At 63.8% G+C, this 16260-nt stretch carries 17 protein-coding genes and 1 tRNA gene; 5 read left to right on the top strand and 13 right to left on the bottom strand.

Annotated elements, in window-relative coordinates; translation table 11 throughout:
* Window positions 1-106: 106 nt before the first annotated feature.
* The 4 genes from GGD67_RS31770 to GGD67_RS31755 all read right to left on the bottom strand — a co-directional run bounded on the left by GGD67_RS31770 (window position 107) and on the right by GGD67_RS31755 (window position 3280).
* Window positions 107-616 carry a hypothetical protein gene (locus GGD67_RS31770; RefSeq protein WP_179738358.1) on the bottom strand — a complete coding sequence of 170 codons (510 nt, stop codon included), beginning with the start codon at window positions 614-616 and terminating at the stop codon, window positions 107-109.
* A gap of 306 nt (window positions 617-922) precedes the next feature.
* Complete coding sequence (locus tag GGD67_RS31765) at window positions 923-1231, bottom strand: EthD family reductase (RefSeq protein WP_179738356.1); 309 nt, start codon at window positions 1229-1231, stop codon at window positions 923-925.
* Window positions 1232-1358: 127 nt separating this feature from the next.
* The gene (locus tag GGD67_RS31760) at window positions 1359-3065 is read right to left on the bottom strand and encodes a cyclic nucleotide-binding domain-containing thioredoxin-disulfide reductase (RefSeq protein ID WP_246784479.1); all 1707 of its coding nucleotides are present in this window, start codon (window positions 3063-3065) and stop codon (window positions 1359-1361) included.
* A 26-nt stretch (window positions 3066-3091) separates the two neighbouring features.
* A complete protein-coding gene (locus GGD67_RS31755; protein ID WP_018321256.1) occupies window positions 3092-3280 on the bottom strand; it encodes a hypothetical protein in 189 nt (62 codons plus the stop codon).
* A 316-nt stretch (window positions 3281-3596) separates the two neighbouring features.
* Between GGD67_RS31755 and GGD67_RS31750 the strand changes: the two genes are divergently transcribed.
* The 4 genes from GGD67_RS31750 to GGD67_RS31735 all read left to right on the top strand — a co-directional run bounded on the left by GGD67_RS31750 (window position 3597) and on the right by GGD67_RS31735 (window position 7620).
* Window positions 3597-3671, top strand: a tRNA-Thr gene (locus tag GGD67_RS31750).
* 75 nt (window positions 3672-3746) lie between these two features.
* A complete protein-coding gene (locus GGD67_RS31745) occupies window positions 3747-4097 on the top strand; it encodes a RidA family protein (protein WP_018321254.1) in 351 nt (116 codons plus the stop codon).
* 797 nt (window positions 4098-4894) lie between these two features.
* On the top strand, window positions 4895-5362 hold the full coding sequence (locus tag GGD67_RS31740; protein ID WP_179738352.1) for a DUF4440 domain-containing protein: 468 nt from the start codon (window positions 4895-4897) through the stop codon (window positions 5360-5362).
* Window positions 5363-6411: 1049 nt separating this feature from the next.
* Window positions 6412-7620, top strand: a complete 1209-nt coding sequence (locus GGD67_RS31735) for a DUF418 domain-containing protein (RefSeq protein ID WP_179738350.1) — start codon at window positions 6412-6414, stop codon at window positions 7618-7620.
* A gap of 133 nt (window positions 7621-7753) precedes the next feature.
* Here GGD67_RS31735 and GGD67_RS31730 read toward each other — a convergent pair whose 3' ends face one another.
* From GGD67_RS31730 to GGD67_RS31720, 3 genes are all read right to left on the bottom strand, one after another.
* Entirely contained in the window at window positions 7754-8230 is a 477-nt protein-coding gene (locus GGD67_RS31730; protein ID WP_179738348.1) for a cyclic nucleotide-binding domain-containing protein, read from the bottom strand.
* A 61-nt stretch (window positions 8231-8291) separates the two neighbouring features.
* Window positions 8292-8954, bottom strand: coding sequence for a ferric reductase-like transmembrane domain-containing protein (locus GGD67_RS31725; RefSeq protein WP_179738346.1), 663 nt, complete (start codon window positions 8952-8954; stop codon window positions 8292-8294).
* 12 nt (window positions 8955-8966) lie between these two features.
* On the bottom strand, window positions 8967-9455 hold the full coding sequence (locus GGD67_RS31720; protein WP_179738337.1) for a Twin-arginine translocation pathway signal: 489 nt from the start codon (window positions 9453-9455) through the stop codon (window positions 8967-8969).
* A 423-nt stretch (window positions 9456-9878) separates the two neighbouring features.
* Here GGD67_RS31720 and GGD67_RS31715 point away from each other — a divergent pair, with 423 nt between their 5' ends.
* Window positions 9879-10886, top strand: coding sequence for an LLM class flavin-dependent oxidoreductase (locus GGD67_RS31715; protein ID WP_179738335.1), 1008 nt, complete (start codon window positions 9879-9881; stop codon window positions 10884-10886).
* Window positions 10887-10915: 29 nt separating this feature from the next.
* Here the strand turns inward: GGD67_RS31715 and GGD67_RS31710 are convergent, their stop codons facing one another.
* The 6 genes from GGD67_RS31710 to GGD67_RS31685 all read right to left on the bottom strand — a co-directional run bounded on the left by GGD67_RS31710 (window position 10916) and on the right by GGD67_RS31685 (window position 16259).
* On the bottom strand, window positions 10916-12439 hold the full coding sequence (locus tag GGD67_RS31710; RefSeq protein WP_246784474.1) for a tannase/feruloyl esterase family alpha/beta hydrolase: 1524 nt from the start codon (window positions 12437-12439) through the stop codon (window positions 10916-10918).
* Window positions 12440-12622: 183 nt separating this feature from the next.
* On the bottom strand, window positions 12623-13498 hold the full coding sequence (locus tag GGD67_RS31705) for an amidohydrolase (RefSeq protein WP_179738331.1): 876 nt from the start codon (window positions 13496-13498) through the stop codon (window positions 12623-12625).
* A 14-nt stretch (window positions 13499-13512) separates the two neighbouring features.
* Complete coding sequence (locus GGD67_RS31700; protein WP_179738329.1) at window positions 13513-13905, bottom strand: RidA family protein; 393 nt, start codon at window positions 13903-13905, stop codon at window positions 13513-13515.
* A gap of 25 nt (window positions 13906-13930) precedes the next feature.
* Complete coding sequence (gene hpaH, locus GGD67_RS31695; protein WP_018321242.1) at window positions 13931-14734, bottom strand: 2-oxo-hept-4-ene-1,7-dioate hydratase; 804 nt, start codon at window positions 14732-14734, stop codon at window positions 13931-13933.
* Window positions 14735-14736: 2 nt separating this feature from the next.
* Window positions 14737-15597, bottom strand: coding sequence for a fumarylacetoacetate hydrolase family protein (locus GGD67_RS31690; RefSeq protein ID WP_179738327.1), 861 nt, complete (start codon window positions 15595-15597; stop codon window positions 14737-14739).
* A 44-nt stretch (window positions 15598-15641) separates the two neighbouring features.
* Window positions 15642-16259 carry a flavin reductase family protein gene (locus tag GGD67_RS31685; protein WP_179738325.1) on the bottom strand — a complete coding sequence of 206 codons (618 nt, stop codon included), beginning with the start codon at window positions 16257-16259 and terminating at the stop codon, window positions 15642-15644.
* Window position 16260: the final 1 nt, after the last annotated feature.

The raw sequence follows: 16260 nt of genomic DNA, 5'->3' as shown, positions 1-16260 counted from the left end.
CAGTGACGCTGCACGTGCGCAAGCAGGCGCCGGTGATGCGCAGATAGTCGCGCGAGACCGCGAATGCGATGCCGGGCATCAACAGGGAATGTTGAGAATCGTGTGATCAGGCAAACGCCATCGGCTTGAAGCGGCGCCAGGCGCCGATGGTGAGCACGATGAAGAACACCAGCACGATGCCCTGCACCGCCGCGAACACGGGACCCGACGGCGGCGCCGGCGCCACGGCCGGCGCGAGCGCGGCAAGCGCCGGGACCTTGAGGAACGACTGGATGACCAGCACGAAAACGTTGAAGTAGAGCGAGATCATCGCGGTCACGACATAGACCGGACGCCAGACGCCGGCGAGCTTCATGCCGTACAGCGCGATGCAGGCGATGGCGAGCAGCACCAGCGAGATGATGCCGATGATGTGCGAGGGCAGCAGCTTCTCGAACGGAAACAGGAAGCCGGTGGCGCTGGTCAGGATCGTGAACAACAGGAAGATCGCGGTGAGGCCCGGCATCGACTTCGACCCGAGCAGGCCGAACATCACGACGAGGCCGGCGGCGATGGCGATCAGGCTGATGACGACATGGACCAACGTGAGGGCGGGCAAGCTCAAGCCGAGGACCATGACATCTCTCCTACTCGTCTGGCGTCAAGATTCAGGAGAGTAGTATTACGACCCTCATGGGATTGCCACCTGCGTTGTCGTCACATGCATGTGCGAAGCCATGCGTCATCGTGCGAATCGACAAACGCATGGCTGAATTTTTTGCACCGCTGTCACAAACGGCGGCAGTTTGTGGTTCGTAGCGCGAATTTTGTAGCCCGGATGGAGCGCAGCGTAATCCGGGAATCGTGCCACAGGAAAGCAGGTCCCGGATTACGCTTCGCTCCATCCGGGCTACGAGATCTTCAACGAAAGTTGAATCGAGCCTCACACTTCCTTGGTGTCGAAGATCAGCAAATCGGCACCGCCGCTGGCGAATTTCGGCACGTCGGCGCCGGTGGCCTTGCCTTCCGGACTGCCGAAGGCTGCCTGGACGTCGCCCACGCTGTCGAAGGTGAGAATGGCAACGAGATGGATTCCGGAAGGACCTGCGGGAGATGCGACCGGTCCCTTGCTGACGGCGTATTTCTTCAGGCCGGGAAGTTTCTTGGCGAGCGGAATGTGCGTCTCGGCGTAGTACTTGTCGAAGGCCGCAGCATCCTTGGGTGTCTTATAGAGCACGACGATTTCAGCCATTTAGTCCTCCCGATTGATCTCTTGTTCGTTCCGCGGGCGATACGCCTCGCGGGTGCCGCGATAGTCCGCAGGACGCGGCACGATGGCAAGCCTCATTCGACTTGCCATTCGCTTGTCTTGTCCTTGACTAAAGCGCCGGTTTTGCGGCGTCGCCGAGATAGCCGTGCAGGGAGGCCACCACCTGAGCGCCCTCGCCGATCGCGCCGCCGACGCGCTTGACCGAGCCGGAGCGGACGTCACCGACGGCATAGACGCCGGGCACGGAGGTCTCCAGCGGCGCCACCAGCTTGCCCTGGTTCTGCTCGGACTGCGCGCCCGTGACGACGAAGCCGCCGCGATCGAGCGTCACGCCGCAGCCGTCGAGCCAGGCGGTGGCGGGATCGGCGCCGACGAACAGAAACAGATTGCGGATGTCGGCAGAATCCTCGTCATCGGACAGCCGGCTCTTCCAGCGGATGCGCCGCAGCAGCGCGGCCTCGTCGCCCTCGAGCGCGGTGATCTCGGTGTTGAACATCAATTCGATGTTCGGCGTCGCTTCGATGCGCTCGATGAGATAGCGCGACATGCTGGCCCCTAGGCCGCCGCCGCGGATGATCATCAAGACTTTCTTGGCGTGCCCCGACAGGAACACCGCCGCCTGGCCTGCCGAATTGCCGGCACCGACCAGCGCCACCTCCTCGCCGGCGCAGAGCCGCGCCTCGACCGGTGAGGCCCAGTACCAGACGCCGCGTCCCTCGAACTTGTCGAGGTTTGCGATCTCTGGCCGGCGATAGCGCGCGCCGCTCGCGACCACCACCGCGCGCGAGCGCAAGGGATCGCAGCCGTCGAGCGCCACCGCGAATGCGCCGTCCTTGCGCGTGCAGTCGAGCGACTTCACCGTCACGGGAATCATGATGTCGGCGCCGAACTTCTGCGCCTGGGTGAAGGCGCGCGCTGTCAGGGCCTGGCCCGAGATGCCGGTCGGAAAGCCCAGATAATTTTCGATGCGCGCACTGGCGCCGGCCTGGCCGCCGAAGGCGCGGATGTCGAGCACCGCGACGGACAACCCTTCGGACGCCGCATACACTGCGGTGGCAAGCCCGGCCGGTCCGCAGCCGACGACCGCAACGTCGTAGATGCGGCCGTCCTTGGCGCCGCCGATCATGCCGATGGCGCGGGCAAGATCGGTTTCGCTGGGGTTGCGCAGCACCGCACCGCTTGCGGCGACGACCAGCGGCCAGTCTTCGGGTTTGGGCGAATAGCGCGCGATCAATTCGCCCGCGTCGGGATCACGATCGGGATCGAGCAGATGATGCGGCTGACCGTTGCGAGTGAGAAAGCCCTGCAACCGCACCACGCCGGCGGAGTTCGACGGCCCGATCAGCACGGGGCCGCCGATGCCGCCCTGGATCAGATTGACCCGGCGCAGGATCAGCGCACGCATGATGCGCTCGCCGAGATCGGCCTCGGCGACCAGCAGCGCGCGCAGCCGGTCCGGCGGCAACAACAGCGTCTCGACATCACCCTCGGCACGGCCGTCGACCAGCGCCGGCTGGCCCGAGAGCTGGCTGAGCTCGGCCAGAAATTGCCCCGGCCCCTGGTCGATGACAGGGGTGACGTGGCCGAGGCCATCGCGCTGCGTGATGGCAACGTGGCCCTTCAGCACGACGAACATGCCGGGCCCGGGCTTGCCGGTCTCGAACAGGAACTCACCGTCCGCATAGCTGCGGACCTCGCCGAAATGCCTGATCCGCTCGATCTCGGCCGGAGTCAGCGTCGGAAAGGTCTGCTCGGGGCGGGTGAAGCGCGACATCAGCGCTTCATCACCGGTTGGTTGCTGTCCGTTCTGCCCCATCGTCATTCTCACTCATTCCAAAATTCTTAGGTGCCGGCTTTCCCGGCGGTCCCCTCATTTAGGGAACCATCGTCATTCTGCGAGGGGTCCGTGCTTGCGGCGCGTTCGCGCGCCTGCAGCTTCCGCCGCTTCAGGTTTTCGCGCAGCGCCGCTTTCAGGCGGTCATCCCGGGACGTCCTCGCCTCGTTCGTGCTCTTGTCGGTCTCGTTAGCCATCACGGGTCCATCACATCGATCGGCGGCAGGATGCCACCGAATGGCGACAGCTCAAGAGGCGAGCGCGATCCATTCGTGCGAAACGCGAAATGGATCGAATCCGAGGCCTGGGGCAACTGGCCAGTTGGCGGGGGATATCGGGGCCCGATTCGGCGGGAAGTCGGTGATTTTGCGTCAAAATGGGCATTTTGGCCGCGATATCGGCCCGATTTTCTCGGTTTGACGGGCCTAGCAAGCTTGCACAGGAGGGGGGCTTGTGGCAGATATCGGCCCGCTTGGTAGCGCCCCTCGGGCGCTCGATTCTTCACCAGCACATGCTGCCGTAGCTCAGTGGTAGAGCACTCCATTGGTAATGGAGAGGTCGACAGTTCAATCCTGTCTGGCAGCACCATTTTCCCCATTGCAGCGAGCCCTGTTGAACAAGCCTTGCGCCTGGCCAGCGAGCCCGCAACACCCGGATGCGATCGTGATCACACGTTCCCTGCCCTATGAAGGACTGCTCCACGAGATCGTCGAGCATAATGGCGTGCTTTATCTCGGCGGCATCGTCCCCGAGGATGCGGGGCTCGATATGACGGGCCAGGCCGACGATGTGCTGCGCCAGATGAAGACCCTGCTCGAGGGGGCCGGCTCCGATCTCTCCCGCGTTCTGCAGGTGACGATCTTTGTGGCTGATCTCGCCGACAAGGCGGCGTTCAACCAGGTGTGGAAGCGCTATTTCCCCGCGGACCATCTGCCGGCGCGTGCGGCCGTTGGCGTTGCGGATCTCGGCCCGGGCATCAAGCTGGAGCTGACGGCGATCGCCGCCCGCCGCTGACTGGAGCGACACGGGCGAGGCGAGAGCGCGCGGTCATTCCAGTGTTCACACATCAAGCAACGTTCTCGCGGCGCGAAGCGTCCGAGTTTTGCTGTTTTCCTTGACCCTCTTCCTTGAAGAGGGCGCAGGGAAGACCGGGTGCCGGCTGGCACCCATGACCCGCTGCGCGAAGAATTTGCACACGCAAATGCGCAAGCGGACAACAGGTGGGCCGGAAAACACCCGGCCTTCCCTGCGCGATGGGTTGACGGCCTATGCCTGCTCTCCCCGGAGCCGAATTCCTTCTGGCCTCCGTCACCTCGCGAAAACCGATGCACCGCGTCCGGTCGGCCGATGCATCTTCGCGAAAGCTTGGCTGTAGCAACGACAGCCAGGACCACATGGTTTAGCCGTACGCGACTGCTTCGTTCGTCACACGGAGAAGGACCTCACGAGGTTCACCCGCCCTGGTCCCGCCTTCCCGTGCCCGACGCAGCCGCGTCCATCGCACCCCGGCCCACGTTCGTTGCGACGTACGATCGCCCCTCTCCTCGGGCCGGGATGGCGGGAATATGCCGCAATTCCGAATTTCGGTAAAGTGGAATATATTTACGGGAAGGGGTTGACGGGATTTGGGTGTTTTGCCCGACGGGTCAGAAGCGTTGCGGTCAATATCGGGTTTTGGCCCGATGCAGGACTCCTACCCACCGGCCATGGCGTCCTAAATCACGTGGTATTTGGACCATCGTTGGGGTAATTTTCTGTTGCGACGGATAACCGCGAGCGGTTCTTCGCCGCGACATCGAGGGAGGACGATCATGACCTTCCGCGCACGAAGCCATCTGGCTCTCTTCGCTTCATTCCTGCTCCTGACTACGGCTGACGCGGTTCGCGCGGGCAGCGAGGACGAGGTGAAGGCTCTTTTCGCAAGATTTGTTGCCGCACAAAACGCTCATGACCTCAAGGAGGTTGGTGAGCTTTTGCAAGATTCAGCTCAGTTCTTGTGGATCACCCGTGGCGCCCCCGTCTGGGGTCACGCCGCAGCCATCAAGCGCTTTGAGACCCTGTATCAAGGCACTTGGTCCCTCGACCCGAAAATGGACGAACTGAAGGTCATCGAATTGCAGACGGGGGTGGCGCAACTCTATGTGCCAATAACCTTTATGATTTCACCGCCTGGGCAGACTGCGCAGCCGACACGGTTCCTGATGAATCAAGTGCTGGTGAAAACGGGCGACGGTTGGAAGATAACAAGCATCCTTCCAATTCCTGCGCCTCAGCCATAGACCAAATTCATTTGCCGAATGCTTCGGAACAATGGCGCCAGTTGGTTCGCATCTCATCAAGCGAGCCACAAGAACTGATGGCTCTCCGTCCGATTGGGCGCGGCCGCTCGGGGTGAACCGGGCGGCTTATAAGATGCCGTTGCACTGCACGTTGACCCCTCGTTTCATGGTGATAATCTTTGGCTCGCAGCCTGTCCGGGAGGACACAATGGGATGGTTCGACCGCCTGTTTGTAAGGATGTCGGAGCCGACGACCCCTCTCTTTGCGAGATTTCGGCGGAAATCGAAGGCACCGACCGACCCTGATCTTCTGAAAATCGCCAAGGACCGGAAGGGACATATTTCCCGCAGAGCCGTCAGGGACGAGTATAATCGACTGGTCTTGGAGAAGTACGCGCACGACAAGTCGTGACTGCCAAGATCCTCGAGGCCGATCTCAGCGGCAAAACATGATGGTTTCGCACGGCTCTGTCCCCTGCGCACCATCAATTTTCGGCCATTCATCTGCAGTGCCGCGAACCGCTCATCCGCCCGCGCAGCCGTTTGTTCAGGCCAAGGCACGATCGCTGCGCTCCGCCCATCCTACGCGCTGATACCGAGCTCCGGCCGGTTTGGCTGCGCAGGTAAGGTTAATTCTTCCTTTCGATTGTCGGTAAAATTTTATCTATTATCGTCTTTGTCGTGGATGATGAACCAGGGGCTCCGATAGTGTTTGCGTGTTGCCTGATCGTGACCGGGATTGCGTTGCTTCTCTCCGGCGTCGTTGCCTTCGGCTTTCATAGAAACTCACTGCACGCGATGGCGTTGCTGTAACCGTATCAGGGCGCGGGCTCGCAGGATGGGTGTCGACCTGTCCGCCTTAGCTCAATGAGCGAAGGCGGAAGCGAAACCCATCAAATCCTTTCGAGGCGGTGACGAAACGTGATGGGTTTCGCAAGGGCTCTACCCATCCCACGCGCGAAGAGTTCTGCGCTTAGAGTGCCGGTGCAGGGGTCCATAGGCGAAATGAGGCTACCCAAATTCGTGCTACAATCTATAGTCGTGGCACAATGGTCTTGGCTCCGATCCACGAAAGCCTCCCCGGCCCCATAAGCCCTTCCGACCGCATTGAAAGCATCGATGCACTTCGTGGCGTGGCTCTGCTTGGCGTTCTGGCGATCAACCTGGTTACCGAATTCCGCGTCTCGATCTTCCAGCAGTTCCTGCCGGCTAAACAGCCTGCATCGTCCCTGGATCGAGCTGTCGAGACGGTCTTGATGCTGGCCGTGGACATGAAGGCGTTTGCGCTGTTCTCGCTCCTGTTCGGCGTGGGACTCGCAATCCAGTTCGAGCATCTTGCGGCGAACTCGCGTCGCGTGCTTCTGTTGTTTCGCCGTGTGCTTGTCTTGCTGATATTCGGATTGATTCACCTGTGCCTGATCTGGAATGGCGACATTCTCACCGAATATGCGATAGCGGGTCTCGTCGTTCTGCCGTTCCTGTTTGGTCCCCGCTGGCTCTTGCTGGCAGGCGCGGCCGCGTTTCTCGGGCTTTACCTGACGATGCAGGTATGGTCGCCGCCCGGGCTGTTCCCCAGCCTCGCGTCGATCCAAGGCATTGTGGAAGAGGCGAACCGCGTCTATGCAACTGGAAACTTCGGTGAGGTGCTGGCGTTCCGGCTTCGCGAAATCGCTTTGATCCTCCCGCTGCACATCTATGTCTTCCCTCGCACCCTGGGCCTGTTTCTATTGGGTGCATTTGTGTGGCGCAGCGGCGTCCTGCAAAAGCCGAATCACATCCTCCTGTTCACGGCTGGGGCCGGCTGCGTTGGTCTCGGTGCAGCCATTATCCTGCTGAGAGCAGGGAACGCGATGGCCGGCACGAGTTTCGGCGTACTGGCCACTCCCGCAGGCACGATCCTGCTTGCGCTCGGCTACGGTGCCATCATTATCGCTATCGCCAGCTCGGCCAGGGGGAAAGCGTTGCTGGGCTGGGCCGCGCCGCTGGGCCGCATGGCGTTCACGAACTATCTCGCCCAATCCGTAATCTTCGGGTGGATCTTCTATGGCTACGGCCTTGGGCTCTTCGGTCTTCTCGGCGCCGCCGAAGCGCTCGCGATCGGGCTCGTGGTCTATGTCGCCCAGGTCATCTTCAGCGGATGGTGGTTAGGTCGGCACCGATATGGTCCCGTCGAATGGTTATGGCGAACGCTCATGTACGGCACGCCACAGCCGCTTCTAGGGGCTGGGCTCAACGACTCGGGCCGACGGGCGGCCTAAGTCCGTAGAATGGGTCAAGCGACTTGTCCGCCGTAGCTCAATGAGCGAAGTCGGAAGCGAAACCCGTCAAATCCTTTCGAGGCGCTGACTAAGCATGTGGGTTTCGCGAGTGCTCTACTCATCCGACGCACCATCAATTGTCGTTACCCGCCGCGCGTCGGGCAAACCGCTCATCCGCACGGCGCAAGCGCCGGCACAGCTCGCGATTGATGTTCTGCAGGACGATCACATAGGCGTGGATGTCGGCCTTGTAGCAGGCGTAGAGATTTTGGGCGGTCAGCTCGTACAGCACCGTCGGCACCTCCGCGACCACCGTTGCCGAGCGGTTTTGCATTTCGATCAGCGTCATCTCACCGAAGAAGTCGCCGCGCTCCAGTATCGAAATCGGGATGACGCTGCCCGCATTCGCCCGCTTGCTCACCGCGAGCCGGCCGGATTTGACGATGAACATCGAGCGCCCCGGCTCGCCTTCCGCCACGACGGTTGCGCCGGCGTCGAAGCTGCGCTCGACCAGCATGGACATCAGGAGGTCGAGACCTGGCTCCAGAAGACCGCCGAAGAACGGCGTCGCGAGCAGGAACGCTTCCAGATCGGGAGCACTGACAGCCATTGCGCAAGGATACGCCCCGTCGCCATCAGCGGCAAGCAGAGCGCCGTAGCCGAATAGAGCGTTAGAGTAATCCGGGGCCCTCGGCCGCGGACCGCGCGCCACTCTCCCCGCGCAGCGTCCGTCGCTTTCGCCAGACCTGCAGGTCGATCATGACTTTCACCGTCACCGCAAGGACCAACATGCACAGCACGACCTTCGAGATCGTCTCCATCGTGCCCTCGATCAGGAGGCAATGGACCACGCTGCCCGCGACGATGACGATCGCCAGCGGAATATGAATGATGCGCCAGGTTCGCGGTCGCAGTTCCAACCGCCGGCGCAGGGACGCCAGCAGCGCAACAATGAAGATGGCCCACATGGCGACCACGCCGAAGGGGGAGAAAGGCGTCGGCGATGAGAAGGTGAGAGCGTCGATCATGTCGGGCGGGCTGGTGATCCAGAGGCCGGCAACGTGGATCACCACCGCGAAGGCGAGCGTGCCGCCGATCCAGTGATGGGCACGCCGCCCGCGATAGGCCGACAGCGGCGCCAGATATCCGCCGATCAGCAGCGGCTGAACCAGCACGAGACCGAGCGCGATAATCCCGGCGAATCCTGCGAGGATATAAACCGGTCCACGCCATGCGAGCTGCTCGCTCGTCGCAGCAGCTGCGATCGGAACGCCGATGGCCAGGGCGAGGGCAACCCAGATCAGGATCGCCCGGGCCAATCTCCACCCCGTCATTCGCTGGCCCGATCAGGCCGGCTGCAGGACGAAATGCGCTTCGAGGCTGGTTTCCTTGGCGCTCCGCATCACCGGCCGCAGGAAGACGGTTTTGAATTCGCCGCTGTCATAGGCAAGGTGTCCATGCGGCTGGCCGAAGATCGGAATGATCTGCGGCATCTCGAGCCGGAACTTGCCGTCCTTGTCGGTGAGGGTGGCGCCGTGGCTCTGCGGCTCGTGCTCCTGGCCTTCGACCGTATGCGCCCAGATCTGGATACGCTGCCCGCCGAGCGGCGCGCCGTCGCCGGCGCGGCGGACGGTGCCGCTCATCCAGAAACCGCCCTTGCCGATGCGATCCACGATCGCCGCGCCCTTGCGGTAGTTGTTCGCACCACCCGACATCGTTTCGGTCGGCGCGAGGCCTGCCGCACGGGCCGGCAGCAGGAGGCCGGACACGCCGGTTGCCAGAACGGCGCCGCCGGCGGCGAGAAGATTGCGGCGGTTGAATACGACCGTGGTCATGTCAGTTCCTCCGGGCGGTCGGCGCGATGGCGCGCCGTACGATGATTTCTCGTGCCCCGGACGCGGTGCAGCACGCAGTGATGCGCTGCAGAGCCGGGGCCTAGCCTGATGGGTTCCGGCTCTGCGGAGCAGCGTTTCACGCTGCACCGCGTCCGGGACACGCGACTAGCGGGCAATTGCTGCTTCAACGATACAACAACAGGCCTGAAACGCCCAGTTACGACGCAGGGCGCAACGGGTCGCAATAACAGTGTTGTGAACGGGTGCGCGGCCGCTCGAACAGCTTCGTAGCATGGGTCAAGCGGAGCGAAACTCATCTGGCTCGTTCGGCGGCGAAGGATGATGGGTTCGCAAGTGCTCTACCCTTCCTGCGCACGGACACTACATGTGGTGGCACAGCTCCTTCTCGCCGGTACCCTCCCCATGATCCCCTTCTCCGTGCTCGACCTCGCGCCGATTTGCCAGGGCGGCGACGCCGCGCAGGCGTTCCGCAACTCGCTGGATCTCGCCCGGCACGCGGAAGGCTGGGGCTTCAAGCGGTTCTGGCTGGCCGAGCATCACAACATGACGGGCATCGCGAGCGCGGCGACGTCGGTGGTGATCGGGCATATCGCGGGCGGAACGAAGACGATCCGCGTCGGCTCTGGCGGGATCATGCTGCCGAACCACTCGCCGCTGGTCATTGCCGAGCAGTTCGGCACGCTGGAATCGCTCTATCCCGAGCGGATCGATCTCGGGCTTGGGCGCGCGCCCGGCACCGACCAGTTCACCGCGCGGGCGCTGCGGCGCGACCTCGCCACCAGCTCCGAGAACTTTCCGCATGACGTGCTGGAGCTGCAGGCGCTGCTTGGCGACGTGCAACCGAACCAGGCGATCCGCGCCGTGCCCGGCATGGGGACCAGGGTGCCGCTCTGGATTTTGGGATCGAGCACCTTTGGCGCGCAGCTTGCCGCGATGCTGGGCCTGCCGTTCGCGTTCGCCTCGCATTTCGCGCCGCAGATGATGATGCCGGCGCTGCGCGAATATCGCGCGCGCTTCGAGCCATCGGCGCAGCTCGACAAGCCCTATGCGATGATCGGCGTCAATTTGTTCGCGGCCGATAGCGACGCCGAGGCGCAGCGGATGTTCTCCTCGCTGCAGCAGGCATTCATCAACTTGCGCCGCGGCACGCCGGGGCCGCTGCCGCCGCCGGTGGACGACATGGACGCGCTGTGGTCGCCGGCGGAAAAGGCCATGGTCGGCCAGTCGCTGTCCTGCTCCGCGGTCGGCTCACCCGATGTGATTGAGGCGAAGCTGAAGGCGTTGATCACTGATACCGGCGCGGACGAGCTGATCACCACCGGGCAGATCTACGACCACACCGCGCGGCTGCGCTCGTTCGAGATCGCGGCCGAGGTGCGGGACCGGCTGGCGAAGCAGCCGGCGGCGTGAGCCCTGCGCGCCGCGAGCGTCGCGGCGGCTTAAGGGACGGCGCAGGTGAAGTTATCGGCCTGCTCGATGCTGCCTTGGCCGAGATAGCGCGCCTGGCGCGGATAGGGGCACAGCGGCCGGCTGCGCTCCGGCCAGGGCGTCTTCGCACCCGCACGAGCTTGGATGCGCTCAGGCGCGCGGCCCTGCTCGACCCAGTTCACCAGCGGGGTCAGCACGTCGAAGCTGTCGGTGGCAGGCCCTCCCGAACAATGGTTCATGCCGGGCACGAGGAAGAGGCGGGCGAAGTCGGCCGTTTCTTTTTCTCCGCCCACCGCATTCGTGAGGCGATTGTACCAATCGAGCGTATCCAGCGCGGAGAACGTGGGATCGCTGACGCCGTGATAGAGCAGCAGCTTGCCGCGCCGCGCACGGAAACCCGAGAGATCGACCGCGTTCGCCGAGATCGTCTGCACGGAGCTTTCCGGCATCGCCGCGCTCGTGCCGAAGATTTTCGCGTGGGCTTCCGTCACATCGACGGAGCGATAGAAATCGTAGACGGCCTCAGCTTCGTCCGCCAAGGGCGCGTGGGGCGGCGTCATATAGAGATAGGCCAGCGTCGCGCCAAAGGAGACGTTGAAGGCGTTGACGCGGCTGTCGGGTGCGGTGCCGAGAATCCAGCGCCGCCATCCCTCCATGGCGATGCCGGAATCATAGGGATAGGGCGCATAGATCCTGCGGCCCTGGGCCGTGGTCGGTCCCTCGAAATAGTTCTCGACCGCTGTGACCTGCGCGGCGGAGAGACAACTCGCGGTCTTCTCGGCGGGACATTGCAGCGTGCGCGGAGAAAAACGACAGGCCGACACATTGTCGATGATGCCGTCGGCAAGCCCGTCGGCTGCATCGCAGGACTGAACGATCGCCTTGGAGAGCAAGTCCATATCGGCCTGGGACAAGGCCTGCGCCAGGATGGGGCGGCCGTCCGGCGCCTTCGGTGCGATCGCCGCAAAGGCTTGCGTCACGGCGGCGCCCGAGAGCCCCTTCTCGGGCATTCGAAATGCCGGTGCACCGGCCGCCACGCCATCGAAATGGTCGGGGAAGCGCTGCGTGATCGCCATGCCGTGCCGTCCGCCATTGGAGCAGCCCAGGAAATAGGAGTATTTTGGCAAGCGGCCGTAGTAAGCCTGGATGAAGTGCTTCGCCTGCCGCGTCACGACATCGTCGGCGCGATAGCCGAAATCGATCCGCGCCTGCGGATCGAGGCCGAAGCTGGCGCCGCCGAGAGGGCCCGGCGCGTTGGCGTGGCCGGCGTCGGTCGTAACCGTCGCGTAGCCCTGATTGAGCGCGCTCGGCTGTCCGCCGCCGGGCTGCGCATCGCCGCTGCCGAGAACACCATCGGTGCCGCCCTGTCCCTGGAACACGAAGCGGCCGTTCCATGCGTCCGGCAATCGGAGATGCAGGCCAATCGCAAACTTCTGGCCGTCGGCGCCGGTTCGCTCGTCGAGATAAGCGATCACCTCGCAATGCGCGGCGAGGCCGCCGGCCGCCGGACGTGACTGCGCCTCGCTGACGCGCATCGTCGGACCGGACTCCTGGTGGAGCCGATCGCATGCGGTCACGGGCGGGACGGTGTCGCTTGCTGCTGCGATTGCGGTGGAGGCAACACTTGCGATGCAAGCAAGCGCGGCCTGCCAAACCGGACGACGCAGCCTACGTGCCGAAACGATCAACATGCGGTCCCCCGACCGTGAATGCTCCGACTAGTCCGGAAAGCCGAACAGCTTGGCCGGATTGTGGACGAGAATCTTCTCCAGCTCCGCCTGGTCCGGGGCGTAGCGGTACATCAGCTCGAGCAGATCGGCGTCGTTGGGCGGCTGCTTGACGGAGACCGGGTGCGGCCAGTCGCTGGCCCAGACACAGCGGTCGACGGCGGCCTCGATATAGGCGCGCGCGATCGGGATCACGTCGTCATAGGGCGCGCCGGCCTTCGAGGTCTTCTCGCCGAGCGAGAGCATCACCCAGAAATTGCCCTTCTTGAGCAGCTCGAGCATCTTGCGCAAATTCGGATCGCTCTTGCCGGCTTCCGGATCGGGGCGCGCCATGTGATCGATCAGCACGGGGACGTCGAGATTCTCGTATTTGGCGACGCTCGATATGATGCCGTCCTTCTCCGGCTGGATCTTGACGTACCAGCCGAGCTCACGGATGCGGGCGATGGCGCGGGCGAAATCGGCATCCGACAACACCGCGCCGAGCTCCTGGCGGAAGCTGAAGCGCGCGCCGCGCACGCCGGCGTCATGCAGCTTGGCGAGATAGGCGTCGTTCGCCTCCGCGAACACCAGTGCGTTGGCGCAGCCGCGATAGTTCGGGCCCATCGCGGCGAGGCCGTCGAGCACGACGGCATGGTCGGCGCCGTAGGTCGTGGTCTGCACGATGATGCCGCGCTCGATGCCGAGCGCCTTGTGGACGCGCAGCGCGGCCTCCCAGGTCGCGGTCGGCATGCGGTAGGCCGCGCCGGGTCGTTCCGGATATTTGTCGATCGGACCCAGCACGTGAAACTGGCTGTCGACCGTCTTCGGCGGCGGCGCCTTGATGGGGCGGCGCGGATTGGGATCGAACGGCAGATAGGTCGGCATGCGCTAGAACTCCTTCAGTCGATCACGGCAGTGAAGTCGCACTGCACCAGCGCGCCGCCGTCCATATTGTCCATCGGCAGCGCATGGCGCGCCGGGCGCGAATGCTCGTCCGGAAACATTTTCAGCCACTCGACATTGACCGGGCCGCGCTGCGTGCGGTCCTTCAGCCATACCGTCATCTTGATGATGTCGTCGGTGGTGCCGCCGGCGGCTTCCACCGTCGCCTTCATGTGCGCGAACATGTTGGCGCATTGCGCATCGAGACTTTCCGGCATGACGCCGGCGTTATCGCGGCCGAGGATGACGCCCGACATCACGAGATTGCCGATGCGGCAGGCGTTCGGAATCGGATTGGCGTGCTTGAAGCCGCCGATATGAATGCTCCTGCGCCGCGTGTGACCACTCATGGTGCGCTCCCTCTTTGTTATTGGTTCAGACGAACTGGCACGACACCGAGCCGAAGGCGCCATAGTCGGCATGGAACGTGTCGCCGCGGCGGATGTCCACGGGGCGCGTGAACGAGCCCGCCAGCACGACTTCGCCGGCCTTCAGATGCTCGTCATGCGGCGCGAGGCGGTTGGCGAGCCAGGCGATGCCGTTGGCGGGGTGATTGAGCACGCCGGCCGCGAGCCCGGTCTCCTCGACCTCGCCGTTGCGGAACAAGAGCGCGCCGATCCAGCGCAAATCCGCATCGAGCGGGCGGAACGGCCGGCCGCCGAGCACCAGCGCGGCATTGGCCGCATTGTCCGAGATCGTGTCCATCACTTTTCGCGTCTTGCCGGTCTCGGGATCGACGCGGTGCATGCGCGTCTCCAGAATCTCCAGCGCCGGCGTGACGTAATCGGTGGCGTTGAGCACGTCGAAGATGGTGCAATCGGGCCCGCGCAGCGGCGCCTTCAGCACGAAGGCGAGCTCGACCTCGATCCGCGGTGCGTGGAAACGATCGAACGGAACAGGCGTGGCGTCGGCATAGAACATGTCGGCGAACAGCACGCCGTAATCCGGCTCGTTGATGCCGACCGCGTTCTGCATCGCCTTCGAGGTCAGGCCGATCTTGTGGCCCTTGATGATTCGGCCGCGGCCAAGCTGGAGCTTGGTCCAGGCGCGCTGGACGGCGTAGGCATCCTCGATGCTGAAATCGGGATATTCCTTCGTGAACATCGGAATCAGCGACTTGGTGCGCTCGGCTTCATCCAGGCGCGCGGCGAGGCGCTCGATCGTGGCGGCATCCAGCATGGTTACTGCTCCGCGGCGACTGTGTTGCGCAGCACGCCGATGCGGCGCGACTCGACCTCGACGACGTCGCCGACCTTCAGCCAGCGCGGCGGATCGAAGCGAACGCCCGCCCCCGTCGGCGTGCCCGTGACGATCATGTCGCCGGGCTTCAGCGTCGCGAAAGTCGAGAGATAGGAGATCAGATAATCGAACGGGAACATCAGCCGCTCGGTCGTGTCCTGCTGCCGCACCTCGCCGTTGACACGCGTGGTGATGTCATGAGGGCCGCGCGGGTCGAGCTCGTCCGACGTGACGATCCACGGGCCGATGCTGCCGGAGCGATCGAAATTCTTGCCCTGCGTGACGTTGAACTTGCCGTGACGCAGCCAGTCGCGAATGGTGCCCTCGTTGCACAACGTCATGCCGAAGATGTGCGACCATGCTTTTTCGCGCGGAATGTGACGGCCGCCCTGCCCGATCACGATGACGAGCTCGCCCTCATAGTCGAGCTGCTCCGAAACTTTGGGCTTCTCGAGCGGCTGGCCGGAGCCTGTCATCGACGACATGCTGCGCACGAACAGGCTCGGATATTTGGGCAGGTCCGAATTGTCCTTATATTCCGCATTGCGCTCGGCGTAGTTGACGCCGATGCACCAGAGCTTTTCCGGCGTCAGCACCGGCGGCAACAGGACGAGATCGTCGAGCGAATAGTCCGGCTTCGCGCCCGCGATGGCTTCCTGCGCGTCGGACAGCGCGTTGGCCGCGATCAGCGCCTTGACGTCGGAGAAGTCGCGGCCGATCCGCCTGGTCAGATCGATCACGCCGTCAGCGACGGCCGCGCCGTAGCGCGGCTCTCCGTCCACGAGATAGCTTACCAGTCGCATGGTCGTTCTCCAATTTGTGTCGAGCAGCGCGGCGGGCGGCGCGCTCAGTCTTTCGATTTGGGCGTCTGAAATACGGTGTTCAGCGTCACGATCTCGCCGAGGCGGGCGTAACGGGGCCCGCCGATGCGGGCGATCGGGTCGAGCGCCTTGGTCTCGACCTTGCCGTCGTTCACGAGGCCGTCGCGCAAATGGAACATCACGACCTCACCGACGATCAGCCGGCTCTTGGCCTCACCGAATTCGAGGCACTGCCGGAAGCGGCATTCCATCGCCACAGGCGCGGCGGCGAGCCGCGGCACCCTGATGCGCTCGCTCGGAATCGTCTCCAGGCCGAGATGCTCGACCTCACTGATTTCAGGCGGATGCTCGACCGATGAGTCGTGCACCGCCGACATCAGCGGGGTATCGGCGATGTGGATGACGTATTCCTCGGTATCGAGGATGTTGTGCGCGGTGTCCTTGTAGTCGGCGCCCTTGCGGCCGACGCTGATGGCGAGCATCGGCGGCTTCTGCGAGACGAAGGTGAAGGCGCTGAACGGCGCGAGGTTGAGCACGCCCTTGCTCGACAGGCTGGTGACCCAGGCGATCGGACGCGGCACCACGATGCCGGTCATCAGGCGGTAGATGCGCTCGGCGCCGAGCTCGGTCGGATCGATCCGCATC

Source organism: Bradyrhizobium sp. IAR9, from assembly GCF_013408065.1.
Lineage (GTDB): Bacteria > Pseudomonadota > Alphaproteobacteria > Rhizobiales > Xanthobacteraceae > Bradyrhizobium.
This window is presented reverse-complemented; position numbering and strand designations above follow the sequence as displayed.